This is a genomic window from Inhella proteolytica, from assembly GCF_016093275.1.
Taxonomy (GTDB): Bacteria; Pseudomonadota; Gammaproteobacteria; order Burkholderiales; family Burkholderiaceae_C; genus Inhella; species Inhella proteolytica.
This window is the reverse complement of record NZ_JAEDAK010000021.1, coordinates 12,646-37,155: the sequence shown is the minus strand read 5'-3', so window position 1 is coordinate 37,155 and position 24,510 is coordinate 12,646. Positions and strand designations below refer to the sequence as shown.

Below are 24,510 nucleotides of genomic sequence, written 5' to 3'. Positions count from 1 at the left end.
CTGTGGTACTCGAAGAGCGGGCCCAGGCCCAAAACTCACTGCGCTCACTGCGTTCGCTCCGCTCAGACAGTTGGGCCAAGTCAGAACACGAAGCGCGCTCACGCGCGCGGGCCCGCTCTTCTGTGCTCCTCGGCTTGACCTTTTGGTTCCTTTTGGGTCAAGCCAAAAGGAACTCGCCTGCCGGGGCGAGACTCGGCGGGGTCTCGCAATGAACTCAGCGCCCCGGCGTGGCGCACCCATCCATCAACACGGAAGTCCTCAGTTGCCGTGCTTCCAATTCGCCGGCCGCTTCTCCAGGAAGGCATTCATGCCCTCGCGCTGGTCATGCGTGCCGAACACGGCGTGGAACATGCCGCGCTCAATCTTCACGCCTTCGGTCAGCGGCACCTCGAAGGCCTGGTTGGTGAGCTGCTTCATCAACGCCACCACCGGGGCCGAGTAGCCGTTGATGGTCTCGGCGGCCTTGAAGGCTTCTTCGAGCAGTTGCTCGGCGGGAATCACGCGGGCCACCAGGCCGGCGCGCTCGGCTTCCGCCGCGTCCATGAAGCGGCCGGTCAGCAGCATGTCCATGGCCTTGGACTTGCCGACCCAGCGCGGCAGGCGCTGGGTGCCGCCGCCGCCGGGGATCACGCCCAGCTTGATCTCCGGCTGGCCGAACTTGGCGTTGTCGGCGGCGTAGAGGATGTCGCACATCATGGCCAGCTCGCAGCCGCCGCCCAGGCAGAAGCCGTGCACGGCGCCGATCACGGGCTTGCGCACATCGAGGATGTGCTCCCAGTTCTTGCTGATCAGCTGGCTGTTGAAGGCCGAGAGGAAGTCGTGCTGCAGCAGGGTGGGGATGTCGGCGCCGGCAGCGAAGGCCTTCTCGCTGCCGGTGAGCACGATGCAGCCGATGCCGGGGTCGGCATCGAAGGCCTTGAGCGCGTGACCCAGTTCGTCCATCAGCGGGTCGCTCAGGGCGTTCAGGGCCTTGGGGCGGTTCAGGCGGATGACGCCGGTCTTGCGCGCGCCGTCGCCACGGGTTTCAACCAAGATGTTTTCGTAGTTCATGGGGCGTTGCCTCGTTCGGTGGGGTGGGCATTTTCGGGCGCGGCTTCCTGCAGCGGCGGCTCGGCCAGCAGCAGATCGACCCAGGTTTCGTCGTCCTGCACGATGCGGATGCGCACCGGCAGGTATTGCAGCTGCGGGGAGAGCCAGACGGTGGCCTGCAGGGTGCCGCGGCTGTCGGTCACCACCGGGCGCAGCTGCCAGGCGGGCAAGGGCCCGAGGGGGGTATCCAGGGTCTCCAGGCCGACGATGTCGTAGCGCCAGGCGTAGAGCCGGCGCGGCAGCGCCAGCGGCAGGGCAATCGCATGGCCGGCACGGGCCGGTTCGCGGCCGGTGAGCAGCAGCCAGGTCAGCTGCACGAACTGGCTGGCGGAATCCTGCACGCCGGGCGGCGTGGGCTCCATGCGGCCGTTCGGGAACTGGATGCGCAGGGGGTCGATCAGCACCTGCAGGCGGCGTGGGCTGGCCACCAGCACCCGGGTCTCTTCGTCGTAGCGGCGCGGGCTGATGCCCTGCGGCGTGAGCTCGCCCTCACTGAGCATGCGCCGCGTGATGAAGGGCGCCAGGCTGGGGCCGACCGCCACCGTCAGCCGCACCTGGTAGCGCCGCCCCTGGCGCAACCACTCGACCTCGGCATCGCCATGCACCGCGCCGCGGTAGTGGCCGACCAGGCTGTAGCGCAGCCGGGTCGAGAGCGGCCATTCCGGCCCGGGCTCGCCTTCGGACGGATCGGGCAGCGCGGGCGGCGGGCTGAGCTCGGCCAGCGCGGGCAGCTCTGGCAGGGGCTTGGGCGGCTCAACGGCCGACGCGGCCGCAGCTGGCACCGGTGCGGCCGCAAGCTGGCGCCGCGCACGTGGAGCTTCCGCCAAGGACTTGGGCGGCGTGGGGGGGGCCTTCAGCGCCATGGGCTGGCGCAGCTCAACCGCCATGCGCGCTGGCGGCGCCACGCCCAGGTTCAGCGCACCCGGCCAATACTGCGCCAGCTGCCAATGCGCGCCGACCACCAGGGCCAAGAGCAGCGCAAAGGCAGTCGCGCGATTTAAGTGGCGGCGGCTGCCAGGAAGCAGCACAGGCTGGCCAGCACGGTGCAGCGGAATCGCAGGGTCAGCCAGCTCTGGGCGCCCCAATGGGCGTACTGCTGCCGGTCCACCGCGTAGCAGGCGATCAGCGCCACGCCCTGCAGCACCAGGCCGGCATAGGCCGGCATCAGCGCACCCATGGTGCCCAGCAGGGCTGGCGCCACCGCCCAGACATAGGGAAAGGTGGCGCGCTCACCCGCCTGCAGGGCCCGGCCCCAGTGCACCGCACCCAGGAAGGCCAGCACCACGGCGGCGTAAGCCGACAGGCCCAGCAACGCGTAGGTGTGCTCGTCCAGGCCGGGGCTGGCGCCATCGGGCGGCGGCAGCAGCCAGGCCAGGGCAGCACCCAGCACAAAGGGAAGCAGCCCGGCGTAGGCCAGGCGCACCGCCACGGCGGGCGGCGGGGGTAGCGGGGTGGTGTTCAAGAGCGCTTCTCGGCTTTGGCCAGGCGCTCCATCAGCGCCTCCAGCGGGATGGCCCCCGGCGCCCGGGTGCCGTCCTCGAACAGCACCGCCGGGGTACCGTGGATCGCGTACTTGCGGGCAAAGGCCAGGTTGCGCTCCAGCGGGGCCTCGTCGCAGCTGCCGGCGACCTTCTCGGGCAGGCGGTTCTTCAGCATCCAGCTCAGCCAGGCATCGCTGCTGTCCTTGGCGCACCAGATGTCACGGCTCTTGTCACGCGAGTCGCTGCCCAGGATGGGGATCACGAAGGTGTAGACCGTCACGTCCTTGAGTTCCTGCAGTGTGCGCTCGAAGCGCTTGCAGTAACCGCAGTTCGGGTCGGCGAACACGGCCACACGCTGCTTGCCATTGCCGCGCTTCCAGACGATGGCGTCCTTGAACGGCAGGCTGTCGAAATCCACCGCGGTGAGCTTGTCCACACGCTCCTGGGTCAGGCTCTTGCGGGTCTTCAGGTCGATCAAGTCGCCATCGAACAGAAACTCGCCCTTGGCATCGGTGTACTTGATCTCGGTGCCGAAGCGCACCTCGAACAGGCCAGCGACCGGCGATTTGCGCACCTCGTCCACGGGCGGGAAGTTGGCGGGCAGGCGCTGCGCCAGGGCCTTGCGGATGGTGGCCTCGTTGGCTTCGGCGGAACAGCCCAGCATGGCGGCCAGGGCCAGGGTCAGGATGGGAAGGGTCTTCATGGACAAGGGCACCTCGGCCGGGGGGTCAGCCCATCGCGCGCTGGGCCAGCCAGCGCTTCAAGGGGGGCAGTTGATTGACAAGGCTCAGACCCTGGTTGCGCAGGCTGCGCAGCAGGGGCGAGGGATGGGCAAAACCGGTCCAGAGCGCATCGGCGCCGCCGCCCATCAGCAGGGTGGGCAGGGCGCGCTCGCGCGCATAGCGGCGCAGCAGGCGCTCGTCGCCCAGCGGTCGCCAGGCCTCGCGCTGGCGCAGCACCTGGGCCAGGGCGGCCACGTCGCCCAGGCCCAGGTTCAGGCCCTGGCCGGACAGCGGGTGCACCTGGTGCGCACAATCGCCCAGCAGCACGAAGCCGGGGCCGCAGACCTCCCGGGCGCGCAGCCATTGCAGCGGCCAGGTCTTGCGCTCGCTAGCCAGCTTCAGGCTGCCGGACGAGGCGGCGCACAGGCGGTTCAGCTCGGCTTCGAATTCCGCAGGCTCGGCCACGGCCCATTGCTGCGCGGCCGCGGCCGGCTGCGACCACACCAAGGCATAGCTGCAGCCGGGTTCGGGGCGGTCCAGCGGCAGCAGGGCCAAGATCTCGGGGCCGTGCTCGCCCTGGCGGAACCACTGCCAGGCAATGCCCTGGTGCGGCTGGCTGGCCACCAGGCGGGCGGCCAGCGCGTGGTGGCCGTAGCGGTGCAACTCCACCTCCACGCCCAGGGCGGCGCGGCTGTCGGCCTCGCGGCCCTCGCACAGGGCCAGCAGGGCGTGCGGCACGTCCTCCTGCACACGCTCCACATGCGGGGCGTAGCGCAGGGCGGCGTCCAACTGGGCTTCCAGCTCGCCGGCGTCGACGATCCAGGCCAGTTCCTCCACCTGGGCCTGCCAGGCCGAGAACTCGATGTGTGCGCCTTGCGCGTCGCCATGCACCTTCATGTCGTGCACGGGGGTGCGGGCCTCGGCGGGCAGGCTGTCCCAGACCCTGAGCTCCTGCAGCAAGCGGCGCGAGGCCGGATTCAGCGCGTAGGCGCGCAGGTCCGGGCCGCCCGCCGCTGGGGGGCGGCCGCGCAAGGCCACGCGCAGGCCCTGGCGCGACAAGGCCAGCGCCAACGCCCGCCCGACGCAGCCATCGCCGCGGATCAATACATCGACTGGAGCCCTGTGCATAGCCGGGGATTCTAGGAAGCCGCCCCAAGCCCGGCTGCGCACAGGGTCACGCCCGCCTAAAATCCCGCCCCTTTGCCCAGATTTCCCGATCGCCGGTCCCTGCCGAGCGACGCCCGGGCGCCCCAGCTATTCAAGGACTGTCCGATGAGCCTCAAGTGCGGCATCGTGGGTTTGCCGAACGTCGGCAAATCGACCCTCTTCAACGCCCTGACCAAGGCCGGCATCGCTGCCGAGAACTACCCCTTCTGCACCATCGAGCCCAACGTCGGCATCGTCGAGCTGCCGGACCCGCGCCTGGATGCGCTGTCCGAGATCGTCAAGCCCGAACGCGTGGTGCCGGCCATCGTCGAGTTCGTCGACATCGCCGGCCTGGTGGCCGGTGCCAGCAAGGGTGAAGGCCTGGGCAACCAGTTCCTCAGCCACATCCGCGAGACCGACGCCATCGTCAACGTGGTGCGCTGCTTCGAGGACGAGAACGTCATCCACGTGAACGGCAAGGTCGACCCGATCTCCGACATCGAGGTCATCCAGACCGAGCTCTGCCTGGCCGACCTCGGCACCGTGGAAAAGAGCCTGCACCGCTACAACAAGGTGGCGCGCGCCGGCGACAAGGAAGCGATCGCACTCGTGAAGGTGCTGGAAAAGTGCCAGGCCGCGCTGGACCAGGCCAAGCCGGTGCGCTCCATCGACTTCAGCAAGGAAGAGCTGGCGATCCTGAAGCCGCTTTGCCTGATCACCGCCAAGCCGGCCATGTTCGTCGGCAACGTGGCCGAGGACGGCTTCGAGAACAACCCCTTCCTGGAGCGCCTGAAGGAATACGCCGCGGCGCAGAAGGGCCCGGTGGTGGCGATCTGCGCCAAGACCGAGAGCGAGCTTTCGGAGATGAGCGACGAGGACAAGGCGATGTTCCTGTCCGAGATGGGCCAGACCGAGCCGGGCCTGAATCGCCTGATCCGCGCGGCCTTCAGCCTGCTGGGCCTGCAGACCTACTTCACCGCCGGCGTGAAGGAAGTGCGCGCCTGGACCATCCACAAGGGCGACACCGCCCCGCAGGCGGCCGGCGTGATCCACACCGATTTCGAACGCGGCTTCATCCGCGCCCAGACCATCGCCTTCGAAGACTTCATCACCTACAAGGGTGAGCAAGGCGCCAAGGACGCCGGCAAGATGCGCGCCGAAGGCAAGGAGTACGTGGTCAAGGACGGCGACGTGATGAACTTCCTGTTCAACGTCTAATCCGGCAGCCCCTCCTTCCCGACAGGACACCATGGCTCTGATCGAAGGTTTTCGCGTTCGCAATTACCGCGCTCTGCGCGACGTCACGCTGGGCAAGCTCTCGACCCAGCAGAACAGCGAGCCCCTGACCCCGTTCACCGTGGTGATTGGCAAGAACGGCGCCGGCAAGAGCACGCTGTTCGACGCCTTCGGCTTCGTCTCCGACTGTCTGACGCATGATGTGGAGGCAGCCTGCGACATGAAGCAGCGCGGCGGCTTTGACCGCATGCGCTCGCTCGGCACGGACGAGCCGATCCAGTTCGAGATCTACTACCGCGAGGCCAAGGGCGAGCGGCCGATCACCTACGAATTGGCGATCAATGTCGACAGCAGCGGACGCCCGTATGTGCAGTCCGAAGTTCTGAAGCAGCGACGCAAGAACCAGAAGCATGGGCGCCCCTTCCCATTCCTTCGACTCGATCACGGCCGCGGCACTGTATGGGCCGGCGAGGAAGCGGTGGAAGGCGCGACGGGTGAGGAAGACCGCGCCCAGGAGGATGTTGACCTCACCGATCTGCGCCGTCTGGGCATTGCCACACTGGGGACACTGAAAGAGCACCCTCGCATCCGGCGCTTCCGTGACTTTCTTAAGGGCTGGTACCTCTCGTACTTCAACCCCGACATGGCGCGGGTGATCCCTTCGGCTGGCGCGCAGCGCCACCTCAACAGCCATGGCGACAACATAGGCAATGTGGTGCAGTACATGGAGCGCGAGCACCGCGCACGCTTCGATGCAATCTTGAAGCGGATTGCCGAAAAGATCCCGGGCGTGCACAGCATTCGACACATCGAGAGCCCGGACAAACGTGTCCTGCTGCAGTTCAATGACGGCGCCTTCGCCGACCCTTTCTACGCAGGGCAGATGTCGGACGGCACTCTGAAGATGTTTGCCTATCTGCTGCTGATGGAAGACCCGGAGCCGCCGCCCTTCATCTGCATCGAAGAACCCGAGAACGGGCTTTACCACGGCCTGCTCGACTCTCTAGCGCGTGAGTTGCGTGGGCATGCCACTGGCCAGGTCCACACTCCCCAAATTTTCGTCACAACTCACCAGCCCTACTTTGTCGACGCGCTGTCGCCCAAGGAAGTTTGGATCCTAGGCAAGGGCAAGGACGGCTTCTCGACCATTCGCCGAGCCTCCGATTTGGCCCTGGTGCAAAACCTGGTCGATGAAGGACTGCCACTCGGTAGCCTCTGGTACAGCAACTACCTCGAAACCAACTGAGCCATGCATCTTGAGGTGTTGGTTGAGGACAGTTCCGGGGCACGGCTTATTGAGATCCTGCTGCCCAAGCTCATCGGTGAACAAGGCCTGGAGCACAGTTGGCGAGTGCATGACCATCGCGGCATTGGCCGGCTTCCCAGCAACCTCCAGGCCAAGCCCGATCCCAGCAAGTCCTGCCTACTGGACAAGCTCCCTGCGCTATTGCGCGCGTATGGCAAGACGCCAGGCATTGACGCAGTGCTCGTCGTGCTCGACAGCGACCAACGCCCCGCGCTCGAGTTTCGGGCCGAGTTGGAAGCACTATCGGGCGCTTGCAGCCCGGCCCCACCGACGGTCTTGATCCGCCTGGCGGTCGAAGAAGTTGAAGCCTGGTACTTCGGCGATCAGGCCGCCTTGCTCGCGGCCTACCCTCGGGCCAAGAAGAAGGTACTTGCCGGGTACCGGCAGGACAGTGTCTGCGGCACCTGGGAGTTATTGGCAGATGCCGTCTACCCAGGCGGTGCTGCTGCAGTCAAGAAGGCTGGCTGGCCGCTTCCAGGCCAACTCAAACATGATTGGGCAGCCGCAATCGGACCGCGGATGGATGTCGAGCGCAACAAGTCGCCGAGCTTCGGCGAACTGCGCGAAGGCTTGCGCCGACTGATCGCCTGAAGCCTCAGCCGGCAAACTCCGCCTCATGCAGCCAGGCCGCCTGCTTCACCGTGCGCTTGGTTCGCCCCCACTCCTCCATCATGGCTGGCGCCACCTCGCGCAGGCGCTCCAGGTCCCCGGGCTTGACGGTGTTGGCCGCCAGCTCGATGCGGTGGCCATTGGGGTCGCGGAAGTAGATGGACTGGAAGATCGCATGGTTGGTCGGGCCCACCACGTCCAGGCCCAGGGCCTCCAGCTTGGCCTTGGCCTGGGCCAGGGTGTCGAGGTCCTCGACCTGGAAGGCGATGTGCTGCACCCAGGCCGGCGTGTTCTCGTCGCGGCCCATCGGCGGGCTGTTGGGGATCTCAAAGAAGGCCAGCACATTGCCGCGGCCGGCATCCAGGAAGATGTGCATGTAGGGGTCGGGCGCCTTGGTGCTGGGCACGCGGTCTTCGGAGATCGCCAGCAGCAGATCCATGCCCAGCGCCTGCTTGTAGAAGGTGGCGGTTTCCTGCGCGTCCTTGCAGCGGTAGGCGGCGTGGTGAATGCCTTGCAACATCACAGCACCCCCCGCTTCTCTTGATCCTTCTCCAAGGATCGGAACAGCGCGCCGAAGTTGCCCTCGCCAAAGCCCAGGTGGTCGGCGCGCTGAATGATCTCGATGAAGATCGGCCCGATCAGGTTCTTGGTGAAGATCTGCAGCAGGTAGCCGCCCTCGTCGCCGTCCACCAGCACTTGGTGCCGCTGGATGCGGGCGGGGTCCTCGCGCACGCCGGGCACGCGCTCGAACACCTCGCGGTAGTAGTCGGGGTCGATGTCGAGCGTTTCGATCGGGCTGCCCTCCAAAGCATCCAGCGAGGCCAGGATGTCGTCCGTCAGGAAGGCCAGGTGCTGCACGCCCGGGCCCTTGTATTCGCGCAGGTACTCGGCGATCTGGTCCTTGTCGTCCTTGGGCTGGTTGATGGGGATGCAGAAGCTGCCGTCCGGCGAGCGCAGCGCGTAGCTGGTCAGGCCGGTCTTGACGCCCTGGATGTCGAAGTAGCGCACCTCGGTGAAGCCGAAGATGCCCTTGTAGAACTCGGCCCACTTCTGCTGCTCGCCCGGGGGCACGTTGTTGGTCAGGTGGTCCACCACCTTGAAACCCTTGTCGGCCTGGATCAGCGGGCGTTCGAGGGCCACGAACTCGCGCTCGTAGACCGAGGGCTGGCCGGCGCGCGGCGTCTCGACGAAATAGATCAGGCTCTCGCCGATGCCCCAGACGGCCGGCCAGGGGTGGTCCTTCATCTCGGCAGGCACGGCGACGGCGCCGCGCGCCACCGCCGCCTGCAGCGCGGCTTGGGCGTCGTCACAGCGCCAGCCCATGGCGCTGATGGACGGGCCGTGGCGCTTGGCGAACTCGGCCGAGTGGCCGCCGCGCTCGCCATTGAGCAGGAAGTGGATGTCGTTCTGGCGGAAGTAGTGGATCGCCTTTTCCGGGTGGCGACGCAGCTTGGAAAAGCCGAAGGCCCAGAACAGGGATTCGAGGTGGTCCAGATCCGGACCGCAGAACTCGGTGAACTCGATGCCGCGCAGGCCGCAGGGGTTGAAGGTGCTCATCGCAAGACCCAGGGAAGAAGCGAATGACCCTGATTCTTCTAAGGCCTTAAATTCTAAAAAAGCGAATTTCTTTGCAGATCAATTTCTAGGATTTGGAACTTGTCCGCAGACGGGCGGGTGGAGGCTGGCGTGACGATTTGGGATGCAGGACAAGGCGCAACACCGCAGCAATGCCCGGAGGCATTGCGAGGATTTGCAACGCAGGCCGGCGCCCAAAGCGCCCGCCGCGCCGACCCCGCTTGTTTGCGGACAAGTTCCTAGAACATGCGCTGGGATCTGGAGGGTTTGGCGGCGCTGGACGCCCTGGTGCGCACCGGCAGCGTGGCCGGCGCGGCGCAGGCCCTGCACAAGGTCAGCTCGGCGGTCAGCTACCAGGTCAAGCGCCTGGAGGAGCAGTTGGGGCTGAGCCTGATCGACCGCAGTGGCTACCGCCTGCGCCTGACGCCCGAGGGCGAGGCCGTGCTGGCGGAGGGCCGCCGCCTGCTGCAACAGGCGCATCAGCTTGACGCGCTGGCGCAGCAGCTGGCCAGTGGCTGGGAGGCACGCCTGCTGCTGGTGGTGGACGGCATCCTGCCGCTGGCGGACAGCCTGCAAGCACTGAAGACCCTGGCCGATGAAGGCGTGCCGACACGCGTACAGCTGAAGATCGAGTTCCTGGGCGGCGTGCAGCGCTGCTTCGAGCAGGAAGGGGCCGATCTGATGATCGCCAAGGACTACCGCCCCCACGCCCAATGTCGCGCGCTGGCCTTGCCCGAGCTCGAATGCCTGCTCTGCGTGGCGCCGCAGCACCCGCTGCTGCAGCTGGGGCGCCCGGCCCGACTGGCTGATTTGCACGCCCATGTCGAGCTGACCGTCCGCGATTCCGGCGCCGGCGGAGAGGACCGCCAGATGTTCGGCGGCGAACGCGTGTTCTTTCTCTCCGGCTTCGTGGCCAAGCGCCAGGCGCTGCTGATGGGCATGGGCTTTGGCTGGATGCCGCGCTACCTGGTCGACGAGCAGTTGGCGCGTGGTGAGCTGGCCGAGCTGGCGTATGAGGGCGGCTCGCGCTACCGCTTCACGCCCTGGCTGGTGCAGCGGCTCGACAAGCCGCTGGGGCGGGCGGGGCAAAGGCTGGTGGAGTTGCTGAGTCCGGCGCAAGCGGGTGGCGCCTAAAGTGGCGCCCCCGCTCGCCCCGGGGTGAACAAGAACATAGGGAGTTTCATGCTGTCCAACCGCGGAGCCGATGCTCGCTCCTGCCTGCCCCATGCCAGGCGCCTCGTCCTCCATATGCTGGCCTGTGCCTTGCTGGCACTGCCGGCTCTGAGCTCGGCGCAATGCCAGCGCCAAGCGCTCGACATCCCGGTCAAGTTGGTGCACCACCGCCCCATCGTGACCCTGAGCATCGAGGGCCGCGAGCTGCCGATGCTGCTGGACACCGGTGCCTTCTTCAGCATGCTGCTGCCCGCCACGGCGGCTCAGCTGAAGCTGCCGCTGGGCCCGCTGCCGGCAGGGCTTCGCTTGCAGGGCTACACCGGCGAGATCGAGGCCCAGCTCACCCGCGTGAAGGAAGTGGACTTCCACGGCTTGGCCTTGAAGAACATGGAGTTCATCGTCGGCGGCAACGAACTGGGCGCCGGCATCATGGGCATCTTGGGGCGGAACTTTCTGGGCGCCACCGATGTCGAGTACGACCTCGGCAAGGGCCTGATGCGGCTGCACTTCCTGCAGGGCGACTGCCGCAAGTTGCACCCGGTGTACTGGGCCCAGGACGTGCCGGTGATCGAGGCCGATCTTGAATGGGGGCGCAGCGACAAACCCTTGCGTACCCGCGCACGCGTGAATGGCAGCCGCGTTACGGTGCTGATGGACACCGGAGCACCGACCACCGCGCTGAGCCTACGCGCAGCCAACCGCGCTGGAATTGCCCGCAGTGACATGGTGGAGCAGGAGCGCACGGGCGGAGCAGGCGCTGGCCTGGTCAGCAGCTGGCGGGCGCCAGTCGAGAGCTTTGAGATCGGCGGACAGAAGATTTCACACCTGCGACTCCAGGTGGACGCCACGCGCCTGCGCGACATCGACCTGCTGCTCGGCCTGGACTACTTCCTGGCGCACCGCATCTATGTGTCGCGCGAACAGGAAAAGCTGTTCGCAACCTGGAACGGCGGGGCGGTGTTCGGCACCGGCCCGACGGCACAGGACAGCGAGGGTGCCGCCCATGTATCCGCAGCTCCGGACGACGATGCCGACGCGCTGGCCCGCCAGGCTGCGGCGCTGGGCACCCGTGGCGATGCACAGCGCGCCCTACAACTTCTCAACCGCGCCGTCGAGTTGGCACCCACGAATCCCGAGCACCGGCTGGCACGTGCGCGCGTGCTGGTGCGCCAGCGCGCGGCACAGGCTGCTCAGCTGGATCTGGACCAGGCGCTCACGCTGCAGCCCGGCTTGCACGATGCGCGATTGCTGCGCGCCCAATTGCACAGAGCGATGGGAGCGCGCGAAGCCGCACTGGCCGATCTGCTCGCCCTCGACCAAGCGCTCCCGGCAGAGGCCCAGGAACGCCTGGGAATGGCCGATCTGTACGCGGACTTCGACCAACTGCCCGATGCGCTGCGGCAGTGGACGCTATGGCTGGCCAGCCGCGACAGCGACCTGGCCCGGCTGCGGGTGCTGAACAACCGCTGCTGGCTGCGCACCCGCCTGAACCAGGAGCTGGAGCTGGCCCTGAAGGACTGCCAGGCCGCAGTTGCACAGGACCGCAAGAGCGCCTCCTACTGGGACAGTCTGGGCTGGCTGCAGCTACGCCGCCAGGACGCAGCCCAGGCGCTGAAGGCCTTTGACAAGGCCATCGAGCACAACGACAAGCACCCCTGGTCCCATTACGGCCGCGCCGTCGCACTGCGCCGCCTGGGCAACGAGGCCGCAGCGCAGGCCGCCTTGGCCATGGCCCGTGGCCTGCGCGCCACCATCGAGGCTGAGATCCGCAAGGCCGGCTTTGGCGATCTGTTGAGCTGAGCCCTGCCACGCTTGGTCGAGCATGGGCGCAGTCCGTGCCGGCCTTGCTGCATCCTGTCCGTTTCCCTGCGAAGAGCGGCGGCGGCCTCACTACATTCCGCCCCCGCTGTCCATCACCCTTCTGCTCTCACCCCATGGCCACTCAGACCAAGACCTGGCGCCAGCGCCTCTCCCTCAAGACCTGGCCGGTGCGCATCGCCCTGGTGCTGATGGCCGGCGGGGCCTATGCCGGCTACCGCACGCTCAACCCGCCCGCACCGCCCGAGCCGCCGCCCAGCGGCGCCGCCGCGCTGGCCGACATCACCCAGACCGTGCAGGCGGCCGGCGTGCTGCAGCCGCGCGTGAAGGTGGATGTGGGCGCGCAGGTCAGCGGCCAGGTGCAGAAGATCCATGTGCAGCTCGGCCAGCAAGTGAAGAAGGGCGATCTGCTCGTCAGCCTGGACCCCGAGCTGGCGCGCAGCGAGGTGGCGCAGGCCGAAGCCGCCGTGGCCCAGCAGGCCGCGCTGATCGAGGCGCGCCAGGCCGATCTGAAGCTCACGCGCGCCGAGGTGGAGCGCCAGCGCCGCCTGCTCAAGGGCGAGGCCACCGCCGCCACCGAGGCCGAGCGCGCAGAAGTGGAGCTGACCAAGCTGGAGGCCGACCTGCGCGGCCAGACCGCCAGCCTCAAGCGCTTGCAGGCGGAACTGGACAAGCGCCGCCTCTCGCTGGGCCACACCTCCATCACCGCGCCGATGGACGGCACGGTGGTGAACCTGCCGGTGCAGGAAGGTCAGACCGTCATCGCCATCCAGATCACCCCGGTGATGGTGACGCTGGCGAACATGGACGAGATCACCGTGCGCACCCGCGTGCCGGAGGCCGACATCGGCAGCGTCAAGGTGGGCCAGAAAGCGCGCTTCGTCACCCTCTCCGGCGAGGCCCAGCGCTTCGAAGGCACGGTGCGCGTCATCCAGCCGGTGCCCGAGCGCGCCGGCAACGCCGTCTTCTACAACGTGCTGTTCGAAGTGCCGAACAAGGAGCGCAAGCTGCTGTCGGACATGACGGTGCAGGTCAACATCGAGACCGGCAGCGCCAAGCAGGTGCTGGCCATTCCCGTGGTGGCTCTCGGCGCGCGTGACGACGAGGGCCGCTTTGCCGTGCAGGTGCTGGAAGCCCCGGCGAAGGAGGGCAAGGACGCCAAGAAAGCCCCCCCGCACAAGGAGCGCAAGATCCGCACCGGCCTGCAGGATGGCGGCCGCGTGCAGGTGCTTGACGGCCTGAAGCTGGGCGAGAAGGTGCTGCTGGCCCCGCCGCCGCCGGAATCGGCCGCTTCCGCCGCCGCCTCGGCCGCTGCCAAGAGCTGATATGGCACGCGATCTCCTGGTGCCTTCCGCCGCGCACGCGCCGGAGCACAGCCGCCGCACGGCCCCGCCGCTGATCGAGCTGCGCGCCATCGGCCGCCACTACAAGCTGGGCGACATCGAGGTGCGCGCGCTCGACGGCGTGAGCCTGGCCATCGAAGCCGGCGAGTTCGTCGCCGTGATCGGCCAGTCCGGTTCGGGCAAGAGCACGCTGATGAACGTGCTGGGCTGCCTGGACAACCCGACCGAGGGCCAGTTCCTCATCGACGGCCAGGACGCCAGCCACTTCGGCCCGGATGAGCTGGCCGCGCTGCGGCGCGAGCGCTTCGGCTTCATCTTCCAGCGCTACCACTTGCTGCCGCACCTGGATGCGCGCGCCAACGCCGCGCTGCCCGCCGTGTATGCCGGCGCCAGCCAGGCCGAGCGCAGCAGCCGCGCGCAGGCCCTGCTGGAGCGCCTGGGCCTGGGCGAGCGCCTGCACCACAAGCCCAACGAGCTCAGCGGTGGCCAGCAGCAGCGCGTCTCCATCGCCCGCTCGCTGATGAACGGCGGCCAGATCATCCTGGCCGACGAGCCCACCGGCGCGCTCGACTCCGCCTCCGGCGCCGAGATGCTGAAGCTGCTGCGCGAGCTCAACGAGCGCGGCCACACCATCATCCTCGTCACGCACGACCACCAGGTCGCCGCGCATGCGCGCCGCGTCATCGAGCTGAAGGACGGCAAGGTCATCCGCGACAACGGCACCCCCGCCACGCACCAGCCGCCGCAGACCGAGGACAGCCAGCCGCTGCCGCCGGCCAGCTGGTGGCGGCGCCTGCAGGCGCAGTGGCGCGAGGCCTTTGCCTCGGGCGTGCAGTCGCTCAAGGGCAACCGCCTGCGCACCGCGCTCTCCATGCTGGGCATCAGCATCGGCATCGCCGCCGTGGTGTCCATCCTGGCGCTCACCACCGCCGCGCGCGGCAGCATCGAGAAGGACGTCAGCGGCTTCATGTCCGGCCGCATCATGGTCTGGCGCGGCAACCCCAATCTGCCGCCGGGCCAGCAGGCCAAGGCCTTCACGGCGTCGGACATGGCCTCCATCCGCGCGCTGGCCGGCGTCAAGGCCGTCACCACCGAGCGCGAGGCGCAGATGACGGCCCGCCACGGCGCGCGCGACAGCATGGTCACCGTGCTCGGCGCCGAGGCCGACACCCTGGCGATGCGCAAGCTCAAGCTCGACGCCGGCCGCGTCTTCCAGCCGCACGACTTCAACAGCGCCGCCCAGGTGGCGCTGATCGACGAGAAGGCGCGCAACAACCTCTTCAAGCCGGGCGAGAACCCGGTGGGCCGCACCCTGCTCATCAACCCCATGGCCGGCATGGGCGGCGACCCGATGGCCAGCGTGGCCCAGGGCGGGCCGATGGCGCCGCCCGCGGTGGGCGTGGCCCTGCCCGTCACCATCATCGGCGTCGTCAAGCCCGACACCGGCGGCCTGGTGAACTTCGGCTCCTGGCTGGGCCAGGTGTTCGTGCCGCACACCGCCTTCGCCCGCAAGCTGGACCTGCGCACCGATGCCGACCAGTTCAATGTGTTGCTCGACTTCACGGTGCCGCCGGCCGAGGTGCTGCGCCATATCGAGTACCGCATGCGGGCCCTGCACGGCGCGCAGGACTTCGGCACCTGGAGCGCGGAAGAAGAGTTCCAGAAGTTCCAGCAGGTCACCGGCGCGATGGCGCTGCTGTTTGCCGGCGTGGGCGCCATCTCCCTGCTGGTGGGCGGCGTGGGCGTGATGAACATCATGCTGGTGTCGGTGAGCGAGCGCACCCGCGAGATCGGCATCCGCATGGCGGTGGGTGCACGCCAGCGCGACGTGCGCCTGCAGTTCCTCGTCGAGGCCGTGCTGCTGTGCTGCCTGGGCGGCCTGGTGGGCGTGCTCTTGAGCTGGCTGGGCGCGCAGGGCATCAACGCCGCGCAGAGCGACCTGAAGGTGGAGGTGAGCTGGGCGGCGCTGGGCGTGGCCTTCGCGGTCTCCAGCCTGGTCGGCCTGATCTTTGGCACCTTGCCGGCGCGCCGCGCCGCCGCCCTGTCCCCCGTCGACGCCCTGGCCCGGGAGTAAGAACATGAACAAGCACTTGATCGCAGTGGCTGCGGCGCTGGCTCTCAGCGCCTGCAGCATCACCCCGCCCGCCGCCCCGCAGGCCAGCACCGCGATGCCGGCGGCATGGCAGCAGTTCGAGGGCCAGGCCGCGCCGGCGGACTGGGCCGGCCTGATCGACCCCGCGCTGGCCCAGCTGCAGCAGCAGGCCCTGGCCGCCAACCGCGACATCGCCCAGGCCGTGCTGCGCTGGCGCCGCGCCGAGCTGCAGACGCAAGTAGCAGGCCTGGACCGCCAGCCCACGCCCAGCCTGAGCCTGGACGCCTCGCGCTCGCGCCTCGTCGAGCAAGGCCCCACCACGCGCAGCCACGGCCTGAGTGCCGGCCTGGGCTACGAGCTGGACCTCTGGCAACGCCTGGCCCAGGCCGAGCTGGCCCAGCTGGCCGATGCGGAAGCCGCGCGCACCGACATCGCCGCCGCCAAGCTGCTGATCCGCGCCCAGGTGGCCGAGCGCTACTGGAGCCTGGCCGCGCTGGCACTCGAAGAGCCCCTGATTGCAGAGCAGCTGCAGGGCGCCGAGCAGGTGGTGGAGCTGACGCGCCAGCGCGTGCGCGAAGGCAAGCTGCTGCCCATCGAGGTGGACAAGAACGCCGCCACCCTGCAGGGCCTGCGCTCGCGCCTGGCTCAGCTGGAGCGCGAACGCAGCCAGCACCGCCTGGCCCTGGGCCTGCTGCTCGACCAGACCGAGCCCGCCCTGCCCGCCACCGCCCGCCTGCCCGACGCCGCGCCCCCGCACTGGCTGCCGCCAGCCCCCGAACAGGCCCTGGCCCGCCGCCCGGACGTGCAGCGCGCCCGCCTGGCCGTGGACGCCGCACTGGCCCGCCAGCGCAGCAGCGAAGCCGCGCGCTACCCGCGCCTGAGCTTCACCCTGGGCCTGGGCACCGGCGGCCGCGACGCCGGCGACTGGCTGCGCAACCCGCTGGGCAGCCTGGCCGCGAACCTGGTGGTGCCGCTGGTGGACTGGCGCCGCCTGGAGCTGCAGCGCCAGGGCGCACTGACCGAGGTGGAGAGCAGCGCCCTGGCCCTGCGCGACAGTCTGCACCAGGCCCTGGTGGAGGTGGAAGGCCTGGCCGCCGAGGAGCGCGAGCTGCAGGCGCAGGAACAAGCCAATGCCGCACGCCTGCAGGAAGCGCGCCGCACCGCCCAGCTGGCCCAGCTGCGCTTCGAGGTGGGCGCGATTGCCCGTGCCGACTGGCTGCAGGCCCGCAACGCGGCGCTGGCGGCCGAGCAGGAAGGCATCCGCCTGCGCCTGCGCGCCTGGCTGAACCAGGCGGCGCTGCACAAGGCCTTGGCGAGCGCCTGATCAGCCGTCGAACGCCGGGCCGAGCGGGCACTCGATCTCGAAGCGCGTGCCCTGCCCCGGCCGGCTGTGCACGCGCAAGCGCCCACCCAGCTGCTGGCGCACGGCGGCCTCGGCGATGAAGAGGCCCAGACCGCTGCGGCCGCGCCCGAACTGGGTGCTGACGTAGGGCTCGAACACATGGGGCAACAGATCGGGGGCGATGCCGCAGCCCAGGTCCTCGACCGCCAGCAAGGCATGGGCGGTGGGCTGGGCCGCGGCCTGCACGCGCACCAGGCCGGGCTCACCGGGCGCATAGGCATGGCGCTCGACGTTCTGGAACAGCTGCACCAGCACCTCCTCCAGCGCCTGGCCGGGCCACAGCGGCGCGCCCACGCCGTCCTGCAGCTGCAGGCGCAGGCAGCTGGTGGGTGAAAGCGCGCGCGCCCAGGCCCGCTCCACCAGCGCGGCCAGGGGCGCGCCGGCGGCGCCGTCGTGGCGGGCCGGCCGGTAGCTGGCCGTCAGGGCCAACGCGCGCTCCAGGCCGCGCCGGGCCAGGGCCTGGGCCTCGGCCAGCTCGCCCAGGCGCGCCAGCAGGCGCGGCCGCTGCAGGCGCTCGGCCTCGATCCAGGCCATCAGCTCCTGCGCCAGCATGCCGGCGTGCGAAAGGGCGGTGAGCGCCGTGCCCAGCGGCGTGTTGAGCTCATGGGCCACGCCGGCCAGCAGCGGGCCCAGGCTGGCAGCACGGCTGTAGCGGGCCAGCTCCTCCTGCAACGCCTGCAGCTGGTCCAGCGCTTCCTGCAGGGCGGTGCTCTGGCGCGCGGCCTCGTCGGCGCGCTGGCGGTGCCAGTGGCGCTCGCGCTCGGTGTGCTCCAGCTCCACTTGCTGGCGCAGGGCCAAGCCGCTGCGCTCCTGCGCCTCGCGCGCCATGTGCAGGCGCATCGCGTGCGCGCGCCGGCTGTGGGCCAGGGCGGCGGCGGCGCGGCCCGCTTGCGCCTGCCAATCGGCCAGATCGTCCAGGCGGCGCAGCAGCTCGGTCGGGCCGCCGAAGCGCAGCGCGTCGTCCAGCACCGGCTCGACCAGCGCACAGGCGGCCTCGGCCTGGCCGGCCTGCGCCAGGCAGCGCGCCCGGCTGAAGCGCAGGATGCGGTGGCAGGGCGTGGCCGGGTCCCGGTCGGCCTGGGCCGCCAACGCCTCGCCCTGCTCCAGCGCGGCCCAGGCGGCCGGCAGATCGCCCTGCTCGAGCGCCATGTCGATCAGGCCCGTGGCCAGATTGGCGGCCTCGCTCCAACGCCGCTGCGCGCAGGATTCCGTGATGCCTTCGAGCAGCACCGCACGCCGCTCGGCCTGCCGACCCAGGCTGCGCAGCGCGATGGCCTGGGCCGCATACACCTGCACCCAGGGCCCGCGGTAGCCCATGGCGCGGTACAGGGGCAGGGCCTGGCGGGCATAGCCCAGTGCGCGCTCGGGTTCGCCCTGCAGCAGGGTCAGCTGGCCCAGGGCGCCGAGCAGCAGGCCCTGGCTCAGCGGGTCGGGCACGCTCTGCGCGGCCAGCAGGCTGCCGGCACGCTGCAGCAGCTCGGCCGCGCGCTCGAATTCCTGCGCCACCACCTGCAGCCGGGCCGCCACGCAGAGCAGGCGCGGCAGCAGCTCGGCCTCGCGCCCGGCCTCGCACCAGGCCAGGGCGCGCACCAGCACGGGTTCAAGCAGGGGCAGCTGGCGGCGCTCGTAGCCCAGCTGGCAGAGCAGCAGGGCGAAGTCCACCACCGGCCATTCCGCCGGCGGGTCCTCGGGCAGGGCCAGGAAGGTGGGCAGCAGCTCGTGCCACAGCACGCCCGCGTGCTCGGGGGCCTGGTGGTAGCGCTCCCGCTGCGCGTCCAGCCAGCCCGCCGAGCCGGGTGACGCGCCCGCTGCGTCAGACCTCATCGCGCAGGCTCTGGTAGTTGGACACCTCGGCCAGCGCCTGCTCAAGCTCGCGCTGCGCGTGCTGGCAACCGGCCAGGGTCTGCTGCAGGCCCTGCTGCAGCGCACGGCGGCTGACGCCCGCGCCCAGGCGCACCGATTCCAGCAGCGCCTCGTCGCTGGCCTGCCCGGCTTCAAGCTGCTGGCGGGCGCGCTGCAGGGGGGCCTCCAGCCGGCCCGCCAGGCTGATCAGCAGCTGCCCCAGGCCGGCCAGCTTGCGCGCCTCCACCAGCTCGTCGTGCAGCGCGCGCTGGCGCGCCAGGGTGGCGGCCAGCTCGGCGTGGTGGCGCTCCAGGGCCAGCACGCGGGTTTCGCTGGCGGCGCGCTCCTGCTCGGCGCGCTCGATGTCCGATTGCTGGCGCAGCAGGTCCAGATGGCGGCGCCCGGCGCGTGCGTCGTGCAGGAGCTGGAGCTGCTGGGCCTCGCGTGCCGCCGCCAGGGCCTCGGTCGGCTGTTCCGCCAGCACCAGCCAATCGGCCAGCTGGTTGAGCCGGTCCGCCAGATCATGGGCGGCGAGCCGGTGGCGCTGCTGGCTCAGGGCCTCGCGCAGGCCCGCGCAGGCGGCGGCGTAATCGCCTTGGGCCGCCAGCCAGCGCGCGCGGCTGAACACCACCATCGCATGCCCCGGGGCCTCGGCGCCGCCGGGCTCGCGGGCCGCGTAGGCGCTGGCCTGCTGCAGGGCCTGCTCGGCCTGCTGCGGCTGGCCTTGTTCGAGCGCCAGATCGAAGAGACCGGTGGTGAGCAGCGCCGCCTCGCCCCAGCGCTGCTGCGCCAGGGCCAGTGCGCAGCCACGCTGCAGGCTGGCCTGCCGGCCCTCGGCATCGCCCAGCTCGCGCTGCGCCAGGGCCAGCAAGGCATGCAGCTGCACCCAGGGCCCTTCCCATTCCAGGCCGGCCAGCAGGGCCAGGGCCTGGCGCGCCTGCACCACGGCCGCCGCCGCCGCGCCTTCGCGGTAGGCCAGCTGGGCACTGCCACCCAGCGCCAGGCCCTGGGCCAGGCTGCCCGGCTCAGCGGCCAGCAGGGCGCGCTGCAGGCGCTCGCGTGCGGCATCCAGGCGCTGCGCCTGGATGTCGGCGCGCGCGGCCAGGGATTCGAGCGAAGCCCGTTCCTGATCTGCCAGCCCGGGTTGCGCCAGGGCCGCCCCCAGCAGGGCTTCAGCGCGCAGCGGGCTGCGCAGTTCCAGAGCCAGGGTGCCGGCCCAAACCGCCAGCGCAGGGCCGGCCAGCGCGCCCTGGGCCAGGGCCAACGCCTGCGTCAGCAGCTCGGCGGCCCGCTCCGGCGCCTGGCGGTAGGCGCTGCGCTGCGCGGCCAGCCAGGCAGGCAGTTCGGCCGGAGCCGTGGGAAGCGCGGGGTCGGACACCATGGCCCGATCGATTCTGCGCCGCGGCGGCGCGCTTGGCACGCGCGCTGCGGCGGCAAGGCGCGCTCAGGCGCCGTCCGGGATTTCCGGCTCCACCAGCCGGGCCAGCTGGTCCAGCGTCTCCTGCCAGCCCAGGTGGCAGAACTCGAGCGGGATGCTGTCGGGGATGCCGGCCTGGGTCACACGCAGCTCGGTGCCGCAGAGCACCTTGCGGAACTCCAGCGTCACCTGCATCTCGCCGGGCAGGTTCGGGTCGTCGAAGCGGTCCGTATAGCGCAGACGCTCGCCCGGCACCAGCTCCAGGAACTCGCCGCCGAAGGAGTGGCTGCTGCCGGTGCCGAAGTTCGTGAAGCTGGCGCGGTGGCGACCGCCCACGCGGGCGTCGAGTTCGTGCACCTCGGCCGTGAAGCCATAGGGCGGCAGGAATTTCTCCATCGCTTTTGGCGTGATGAAGGCCTTGTAGACGCGCTCGGGCGGGGCGCGCAGCACGCGTTGCATCTGCAGGGTGTTGGGCATGGTCAGTCTCGGTCAGGGGCACCCGGTGGAAACCAGCTGCGGTAGGGGCGGCCTTCGTCCACCGCGCGGGCGACCGAAGGGTGGGCCAGCAGGCGCTGGCGGTAGGCGCGCAGGCGGTGCAGCTCGGGCGGGATCTCGTGCACCCAGTCGGCGTAGAACAGTGAAGGCGCGGCGGCGCAGTCGGCCAGGCTGAAGCACTGGCCCACCGCCCAGCCGGCCGCGGGCAGTTGGCCGTCCAGCCAGGCATAGGCCTTTTCCAGCAGCGCATGGGCCTCGGCCACGCCGTGGGGGTCGCGCTTCTCGGCCGGGCGGATGCAGTCGAACACCAGCTTCTGCATCGGCGTCATCACGTACTGGTCGAACAGGCGATCGAACAGACGCACCTGCAGTGCGGCCTGCGGGTCGGCCGGCAGCAGGCGCGGCGCATCCGGATGCTGCAGGTCCAGCCATTCGATGATGAGGGTGGACTCCATCAGCACCGTCTCGCCCGCGCGCAGCAGCGGCATGCGCTGCAGCGGCCACAGGCGCGCGAACTCGGCCTGGGTGACGGTCTGGTCGGGTTCGAGCAGGCGCAGCTCGAAGTCCAGGCCTTTCTCGCGCAGCGCGATCAGCACCTTCTGGCAGTAGGACGAGAAGGGGTGGGCGAACAGTTCCATCGTCATGTCTCACACGCCTTCTTGAGCCGCTGCAGCGCGGCCGGCCACATCGTGTTCATCATCTCGACGTAGGCCTCCGGCACCTGGTTCAGCTCGACCTCGATGCGCGTGGCGCCGCCCTGGTCCTTGAGCCAGTAGCGCTCGAACACGCCCTGCCAGTCGGCACATTCCTTGGGCGCGCCGCCCACCAGTTCGCCCAGGTGCTCGATGCTGACGTACTCGGGCTCCCGCGCGACCTCGATGCGCGCGCGCATGCCGTCGCCCGAGGGGCCGAGAAAGCGCATGTCGGCACCGGTCTCCCAGCGGCCCTCGTAGTACGAGCCCTCGCAGAAGGCGGCGGTCCAGTCGCGGTAGCCGGCGTCACCCAGCATCTGCGTCCACACCCGCGCGCGCGGCGCGCGGATCTCGATCACATAGTCCAGCTTGATGGCCATGACGGTCTCCTGATGCGGATTACTTCGCCGGATCCTTGGCGTGATCGACGTTGATCATCCAGCGCAGGCCGAAGCGGTCCACCAGCACGCCCCAGTAGGCGCCCCAGAACATGTCGGCCATCGGGGCGTCGGCGCTGCCGCCTTCGCTCAGCGCGGCATACAGGCGGTCGGCCTCGGCGCGGCTGTCGGGTTCCAGGTTCAGGGTGATGTGGTTGCCCGGCTCGTACTTGCCGCAGCCCGGGCCTTCGATGACATCGGTGCCCATGATGACGTGGCCACCCAGGATGGGCAGCGCCACATGCAGGATCTTCTGCTGGTCGGCGGCCGACATCTCGGGCTGGCCCGGCTGGGCCGGCATGCTGCCGAAGCGCACCGGGGGCACCTCGTAGTCGGTGCCGAACACCTGCTTGTAGAGCGCGAAGGCGGCCTCGGTGGTGCCGGGGTAGTTCAGATAGGTGCTGACGCGGGACATGGCTCTCTCCTGAGGGGTGGTGGTGTGGGACGACGTTCGAGCCTGCCCGGTTTCGACAGCCGCATCAATCGGACGCGGGCGCCCGTGCGTAAGAAACGGTTAGCAGCTCCCAGACATGCGGAGCCGGATCGTTCCAGTACACCAGCCGGCCGCCGCCGTGTTCGCCGACCTGCCCATCCTCGGGGCCATGCGGGCGGCTGCGCAAGCCCACGCCGGCGGCACGCAGGCGCGCCACCAGGGCATCGAACTCCGCCTCGGAGACGCGCAGCGCGTAATGCAGCGCCGGCACGGGCTCGGGCCAGGTGTCGAAGTCCAGCGTCAGGCTGTCGCTGACATAGACGGCATGGAAGGGCCCGACCGCCGCTGGCCCATGGGGCAGGCCCAGCAGCTCGGCCAGGCGGGTGGCGGCGGTGCGCGCATCGGCGGCGGGCACGGTCAGGTGGTCGAGTTGCATTCAGGGCCGCCCTTCCAGGGATTGCAGGCGTTCGGCCAGCAGCTGGCGCTCGGCCTCGTTGTCGGTCCAGGCAATCGCCTGCCGCAGCGCGGCGGCCGCCTCGGCCGGGCGCTCCAGCTTGATCAGCAGGTCGGCGTGCACGCTGGGCAGCCAGGGGTAGCCCTGCAGCGCGGCCTGGGCGCTCAAGTCTTCCACCAGGGGCAGCGCCGCGCCGGGCCCGAAGGCCATGCCCACGGCCACGGCGCGGTTCAGCGCCACCACCGGGTTGCCGGGCTGCAGGGCCAACAGCTCGTCGTAGCCGGCCACGATGGCGGCCCAGTCCGTGTCCACCGCCCGCGCGGCGCGTGCATGGCAGGCGGCAATGGCGGCCTGCAGCGTGAACGAACCCGGCGCCGTCAGGCCCTGGGCGCGCGCCAGTGCGGCCAGGCCGCGGCGGATCAGCAGCGGGTCCCAGCGGCGGCGATCCTGGTCCAGCAGCAGCACGGGCTTGCCGGCCGCGTCCAGGCGCGCCGGCAGGCGCGAGGCCTGGATCTCCATCAGCGCCTGCAGCCCGCAGGCCTCGGCCTCGCCCGGGCAGAGTGCGGCCAGCATGCGCGTCAGGCGCAGCGCTTCCAGGCACAGCTCGGGGCGCATCCAGTCCGGCCCGGCGGTGGCCGTGTAGCCCTCGTTGAACATCAGGTAGAGCACGGTCAGCACCTGGGCCAGGCGGGCCTGGCGCTCGGCCGCATCCGGCAGCTCGAAGCGGGCATCGAGCTTCTCCAGCTGCGCCTTGGCGCGGCTGATGCGCTGCGCCACCGTGGCCTCCTTGGCACGCAGCGCGCGGCCGATCTCTGCCGTGGTGAGGCCGCAGACCAGGCGCAGCGTCAACGCCCATTGCGCCTCGCGCGCCAGGCCCGGGTGGCAGGCGATGAAGAGCAGCTTGAGCACGTCATCACCGAGCGGATCGGCCTCGTCGGCCAGCATGATTTCGAGCGTGTCGGGGGCCATCATGTCGCGCCTCGCATCCAGGTCCTGCCCGAGCGCGCCCTGCTCACGCGCGGCCATCTGGCCATGGCGCAGGCGGTCGAGCGCGCGGTGCTTGGCGGTGGTCATCAGCCAGGCGGCCGGGTTGCGTGGCAGGCCGTCACGCGGCCAATGCTCCAGCGCCGCCAGCAAGGCGTCCTGCGCGCAGTCCTCGGCCAGGGCCAGGTCGTGCGTCAGGCGCGTCAGCGCGCCGACGATCTTGGCGGCTTCGAGCCGCCAGACCGCCTGGACCGTCTCTGCAGCACTCATCCGCCCTGGCGGATCTGGGCCAGTTGCTCACGCAGCTGGCGCTCGGCCTCCTCGGGCGGGCAGTCCAGCGTCTCGCAGAACAGCGGCCGCACCTCGATCGCGCATTCCTGGCCCGGAAAGGGCGAGGGGAAGCGCCGCGCCCAGGCCAGCGCCTCCTCGCGCGAGCGCACTTCGATGAGCGTGTAGCCCGCGATCAGCTCCTTGGCCTCGGCAAAGGGGCCATCGATCACCGCGGGTTCGCCCTGCGCCGTGTAGCGCACCCGGAAACCCTGGCTGGAGGGCTGCAGGCCGGCACCATCCAGCAGCACCCCGGCCTTGGCCATCTCGTCATGGAAGGCCAGCATGCGCGTGACCAGCGTCGGGTCATCGGGAAACTCGCCGGCCTCGCTGCTGGGGGTGGCGCGGACTTGGATCATGTAGCGGGGCATGGGGGGCTCCTGTCGTGAGGGTGTGTGGGGTACGACGGATGGGGCGGGCGCGTTTCGACAAGTCAG

24 protein-coding genes are annotated in these 24,510 nt (G+C 70.0%); 8 read left to right on the top strand and 16 right to left on the bottom strand.

The window, feature by feature from the left end:
• Window positions 1-258 precede the first annotated feature (258 nt).
• From I7X39_RS20820 to I7X39_RS20800, 5 genes are read right to left on the bottom strand one after another with little or no spacing between them, the layout of a single operon-like run.
• Window positions 259-1,050, bottom strand: coding sequence for an enoyl-CoA hydratase (locus I7X39_RS20820; RefSeq protein ID WP_198113179.1), 792 nt, complete (start codon window positions 1,048-1,050; stop codon window positions 259-261).
• The gene (locus tag I7X39_RS20815) at window positions 1,047-2,051 is read right to left on the bottom strand and encodes a DUF3108 domain-containing protein (protein WP_310739953.1); all 1,005 of its coding nucleotides are present in this window, start codon (window positions 2,049-2,051) and stop codon (window positions 1,047-1,049) included. Before I7X39_RS20815 ends, I7X39_RS20820 begins: the two co-directional genes overlap by 4 nt.
• Before the next feature lie 35 nt (window positions 2,052-2,086).
• A complete protein-coding gene (locus tag I7X39_RS20810) occupies window positions 2,087-2,551 on the bottom strand; it encodes a DUF3429 domain-containing protein (protein ID WP_232352099.1) in 465 nt (154 codons plus the stop codon).
• A complete protein-coding gene (locus I7X39_RS20805) occupies window positions 2,548-3,273 on the bottom strand; it encodes a DsbC family protein (protein ID WP_198113176.1) in 726 nt (241 codons plus the stop codon). The genes I7X39_RS20810 and I7X39_RS20805 overlap by 4 nt, the downstream gene beginning before the upstream one ends.
• A 25-nt stretch (window positions 3,274-3,298) precedes the next feature.
• Complete coding sequence (locus I7X39_RS20800) at window positions 3,299-4,420, bottom strand: FAD-dependent monooxygenase (protein ID WP_198113175.1); 1,122 nt, start codon at window positions 4,418-4,420, stop codon at window positions 3,299-3,301.
• Between the two features lie 144 nt (window positions 4,421-4,564).
• Between I7X39_RS20800 and ychF the strand changes: the two genes are divergently transcribed.
• Genes ychF through I7X39_RS20785 form a run of 3 tightly spaced genes read left to right on the top strand, consistent with a single transcriptional unit; the run spans window position 4,565 to window position 7,571 of the window.
• The gene (gene ychF, locus I7X39_RS20795; protein WP_198113174.1) at window positions 4,565-5,656 is read left to right on the top strand and encodes a redox-regulated ATPase YchF; all 1,092 of its coding nucleotides are present in this window, start codon (window positions 4,565-4,567) and stop codon (window positions 5,654-5,656) included.
• Window positions 5,657-5,687: 31 nt separating this feature from the next.
• A complete protein-coding gene (locus I7X39_RS20790) occupies window positions 5,688-6,920 on the top strand; it encodes an AAA family ATPase (protein ID WP_198113173.1) in 1,233 nt (410 codons plus the stop codon).
• 3 nt (window positions 6,921-6,923) lie between these two features.
• Entirely contained in the window at window positions 6,924-7,571 is a 648-nt protein-coding gene (locus I7X39_RS20785; protein ID WP_198113172.1) for a DUF4276 family protein, read from the top strand.
• Between the two features lie 4 nt (window positions 7,572-7,575).
• Here the strand turns inward: I7X39_RS20785 and I7X39_RS20780 are convergent, their stop codons facing one another.
• Entirely contained in the window at window positions 7,576-8,112 is a 537-nt protein-coding gene (locus I7X39_RS20780) for a VOC family protein (RefSeq protein ID WP_198113171.1), read from the bottom strand.
• Window positions 8,109-9,146: a 4-hydroxyphenylpyruvate dioxygenase gene (hppD, locus tag I7X39_RS20775; protein ID WP_198113170.1), complete on the bottom strand. Its 1,038-nt coding sequence runs from the start codon at window positions 9,144-9,146 to the stop codon at window positions 8,109-8,111. The genes I7X39_RS20780 and hppD overlap by 4 nt, the downstream gene beginning before the upstream one ends.
• A gap of 264 nt (window positions 9,147-9,410) precedes the next feature.
• Between hppD and I7X39_RS20770 the strand changes: the two genes are divergently transcribed.
• From I7X39_RS20770 to I7X39_RS20750, 5 genes are all read left to right on the top strand, one after another.
• Complete coding sequence (locus I7X39_RS20770) at window positions 9,411-10,298, top strand: LysR family transcriptional regulator (protein WP_198113169.1); 888 nt, start codon at window positions 9,411-9,413, stop codon at window positions 10,296-10,298.
• Between the two features lie 114 nt (window positions 10,299-10,412).
• Window positions 10,413-12,137 carry an aspartyl protease family protein gene (locus I7X39_RS20765; protein WP_198113168.1) on the top strand — a complete coding sequence of 575 codons (1,725 nt, stop codon included), beginning with the start codon at window positions 10,413-10,415 and terminating at the stop codon, window positions 12,135-12,137.
• 134 nt (window positions 12,138-12,271) lie between these two features.
• The gene (locus tag I7X39_RS20760) at window positions 12,272-13,480 is read left to right on the top strand and encodes an efflux RND transporter periplasmic adaptor subunit (RefSeq protein WP_198113167.1); all 1,209 of its coding nucleotides are present in this window, start codon (window positions 12,272-12,274) and stop codon (window positions 13,478-13,480) included.
• 1 nt (window position 13,481) lies between these two features.
• On the top strand, window positions 13,482-15,572 hold the full coding sequence (locus I7X39_RS20755; protein ID WP_198113166.1) for an ATP-binding cassette domain-containing protein: 2,091 nt from the start codon (window positions 13,482-13,484) through the stop codon (window positions 15,570-15,572).
• A 4-nt stretch (window positions 15,573-15,576) separates the two neighbouring features.
• Complete coding sequence (locus I7X39_RS20750; RefSeq protein WP_198113165.1) at window positions 15,577-16,914, top strand: TolC family protein; 1,338 nt, start codon at window positions 15,577-15,579, stop codon at window positions 16,912-16,914.
• Here I7X39_RS20750 and I7X39_RS23740 read toward each other — a convergent pair whose 3' ends face one another.
• The 9 genes from I7X39_RS23740 to I7X39_RS20705 all read right to left on the bottom strand — a co-directional run bounded on the left by I7X39_RS23740 (window position 16,915) and on the right by I7X39_RS20705 (window position 24,444).
• On the bottom strand, window positions 16,915-18,816 hold the full coding sequence (locus I7X39_RS23740) for a sensor histidine kinase (protein WP_198113164.1): 1,902 nt from the start codon (window positions 18,814-18,816) through the stop codon (window positions 16,915-16,917). It lies immediately after the preceding gene.
• Window positions 18,806-20,215, bottom strand: a complete 1,410-nt coding sequence (locus I7X39_RS20740) for a hypothetical protein (protein WP_198113163.1) — start codon at window positions 20,213-20,215, stop codon at window positions 18,806-18,808. The genes I7X39_RS23740 and I7X39_RS20740 overlap by 11 nt, the downstream gene beginning before the upstream one ends.
• A 63-nt stretch (window positions 20,216-20,278) precedes the next feature.
• On the bottom strand, window positions 20,279-20,728 hold the full coding sequence (locus I7X39_RS20735) for an SRPBCC family protein (protein WP_198113162.1): 450 nt from the start codon (window positions 20,726-20,728) through the stop codon (window positions 20,279-20,281).
• 2 nt (window positions 20,729-20,730) lie between these two features.
• A complete protein-coding gene (locus I7X39_RS20730; RefSeq protein WP_198113161.1) occupies window positions 20,731-21,390 on the bottom strand; it encodes a glutathione S-transferase family protein in 660 nt (219 codons plus the stop codon).
• Window positions 21,387-21,818, bottom strand: coding sequence for an SRPBCC family protein (locus I7X39_RS20725; RefSeq protein WP_198113160.1), 432 nt, complete (start codon window positions 21,816-21,818; stop codon window positions 21,387-21,389). Before I7X39_RS20725 ends, I7X39_RS20730 begins: the two co-directional genes overlap by 4 nt.
• A gap of 19 nt (window positions 21,819-21,837) precedes the next feature.
• A complete protein-coding gene (locus tag I7X39_RS20720) occupies window positions 21,838-22,290 on the bottom strand; it encodes a VOC family protein (RefSeq protein ID WP_198113159.1) in 453 nt (150 codons plus the stop codon).
• 64 nt (window positions 22,291-22,354) lie between these two features.
• Window positions 22,355-22,744, bottom strand: a complete 390-nt coding sequence (locus I7X39_RS20715) for a VOC family protein (RefSeq protein ID WP_198113158.1) — start codon at window positions 22,742-22,744, stop codon at window positions 22,355-22,357.
• Window positions 22,745-24,016, bottom strand: coding sequence for an RNA polymerase sigma factor (locus tag I7X39_RS20710; RefSeq protein WP_198113157.1), 1,272 nt, complete (start codon window positions 24,014-24,016; stop codon window positions 22,745-22,747).
• Window positions 24,013-24,444 carry a YciI family protein gene (locus I7X39_RS20705; RefSeq protein WP_198113156.1) on the bottom strand — a complete coding sequence of 144 codons (432 nt, stop codon included), beginning with the start codon at window positions 24,442-24,444 and terminating at the stop codon, window positions 24,013-24,015. Before I7X39_RS20705 ends, I7X39_RS20710 begins: the two co-directional genes overlap by 4 nt.
• Window positions 24,445-24,510 lie beyond the last annotated feature (66 nt).

Excerpts from the sequence above, each read along its gene's own strand:
- I7X39_RS20720 (WP_198113159.1), bottom strand. The coding sequence starts at position 22,290 with ATGTCCCGCGTCAGCACCTATCTGAACTACCCCGGCACCACCGAGGCC.
- I7X39_RS20705 (WP_198113156.1), bottom strand. The coding sequence starts at position 24,444 with ATGCCCCGCTACATGATCCAAGTCCGCGCCACCCCCAGCAGCGAGGCC.
- I7X39_RS20740 (WP_198113163.1), bottom strand. The coding sequence starts at position 20,215 with ATGGTGTCCGACCCCGCGCTTCCCACGGCTCCGGCCGAACTGCCTGCC.
- I7X39_RS20715 (WP_198113158.1), bottom strand. The coding sequence starts at position 22,744 with ATGCAACTCGACCACCTGACCGTGCCCGCCGCCGATGCGCGCACCGCC.
- ychF (WP_198113174.1), top strand. The coding sequence starts at position 4,565 with ATGAGCCTCAAGTGCGGCATCGTGGGTTTGCCGAACGTCGGCAAATCG.
- hppD (WP_198113170.1), bottom strand. The coding sequence starts at position 9,146 with ATGAGCACCTTCAACCCCTGCGGCCTGCGCGGCATCGAGTTCACCGAG.
- I7X39_RS20735 (WP_198113162.1), bottom strand. The coding sequence starts at position 20,728 with ATGCCCAACACCCTGCAGATGCAACGCGTGCTGCGCGCCCCGCCCGAG.
- I7X39_RS20750 (WP_198113165.1), top strand. The coding sequence starts at position 15,577 with ATGAACAAGCACTTGATCGCAGTGGCTGCGGCGCTGGCTCTCAGCGCC.
- I7X39_RS20805 (WP_198113176.1), bottom strand. The coding sequence starts at position 3,273 with ATGAAGACCCTTCCCATCCTGACCCTGGCCCTGGCCGCCATGCTGGGC.
- I7X39_RS20770 (WP_198113169.1), top strand. The coding sequence starts at position 9,411 with ATGCGCTGGGATCTGGAGGGTTTGGCGGCGCTGGACGCCCTGGTGCGC.
- I7X39_RS20725 (WP_198113160.1), bottom strand. The coding sequence starts at position 21,818 with ATGGCCATCAAGCTGGACTATGTGATCGAGATCCGCGCGCCGCGCGCG.
- I7X39_RS20820 (WP_198113179.1), bottom strand. The coding sequence starts at position 1,050 with ATGAACTACGAAAACATCTTGGTTGAAACCCGTGGCGACGGCGCGCGC.
- I7X39_RS23740 (WP_198113164.1), bottom strand. The coding sequence starts at position 18,816 with ATGAGGTCTGACGCAGCGGGCGCGTCACCCGGCTCGGCGGGCTGGCTG.
- I7X39_RS20760 (WP_198113167.1), top strand. The coding sequence starts at position 12,272 with ATGGCCACTCAGACCAAGACCTGGCGCCAGCGCCTCTCCCTCAAGACC.
- I7X39_RS20755 (WP_198113166.1), top strand. The coding sequence starts at position 13,482 with ATGGCACGCGATCTCCTGGTGCCTTCCGCCGCGCACGCGCCGGAGCAC.
- I7X39_RS20790 (WP_198113173.1), top strand. The coding sequence starts at position 5,688 with ATGGCTCTGATCGAAGGTTTTCGCGTTCGCAATTACCGCGCTCTGCGC.
- I7X39_RS20785 (WP_198113172.1), top strand. The coding sequence starts at position 6,924 with ATGCATCTTGAGGTGTTGGTTGAGGACAGTTCCGGGGCACGGCTTATT.
- I7X39_RS20710 (WP_198113157.1), bottom strand. The coding sequence starts at position 24,016 with ATGAGTGCTGCAGAGACGGTCCAGGCGGTCTGGCGGCTCGAAGCCGCC.
- I7X39_RS20765 (WP_198113168.1), top strand. The coding sequence starts at position 10,413 with ATGCTGGCCTGTGCCTTGCTGGCACTGCCGGCTCTGAGCTCGGCGCAA.
- I7X39_RS20800 (WP_198113175.1), bottom strand. The coding sequence starts at position 4,420 with ATGCACAGGGCTCCAGTCGATGTATTGATCCGCGGCGATGGCTGCGTC.
- I7X39_RS20730 (WP_198113161.1), bottom strand. The coding sequence starts at position 21,390 with ATGACGATGGAACTGTTCGCCCACCCCTTCTCGTCCTACTGCCAGAAG.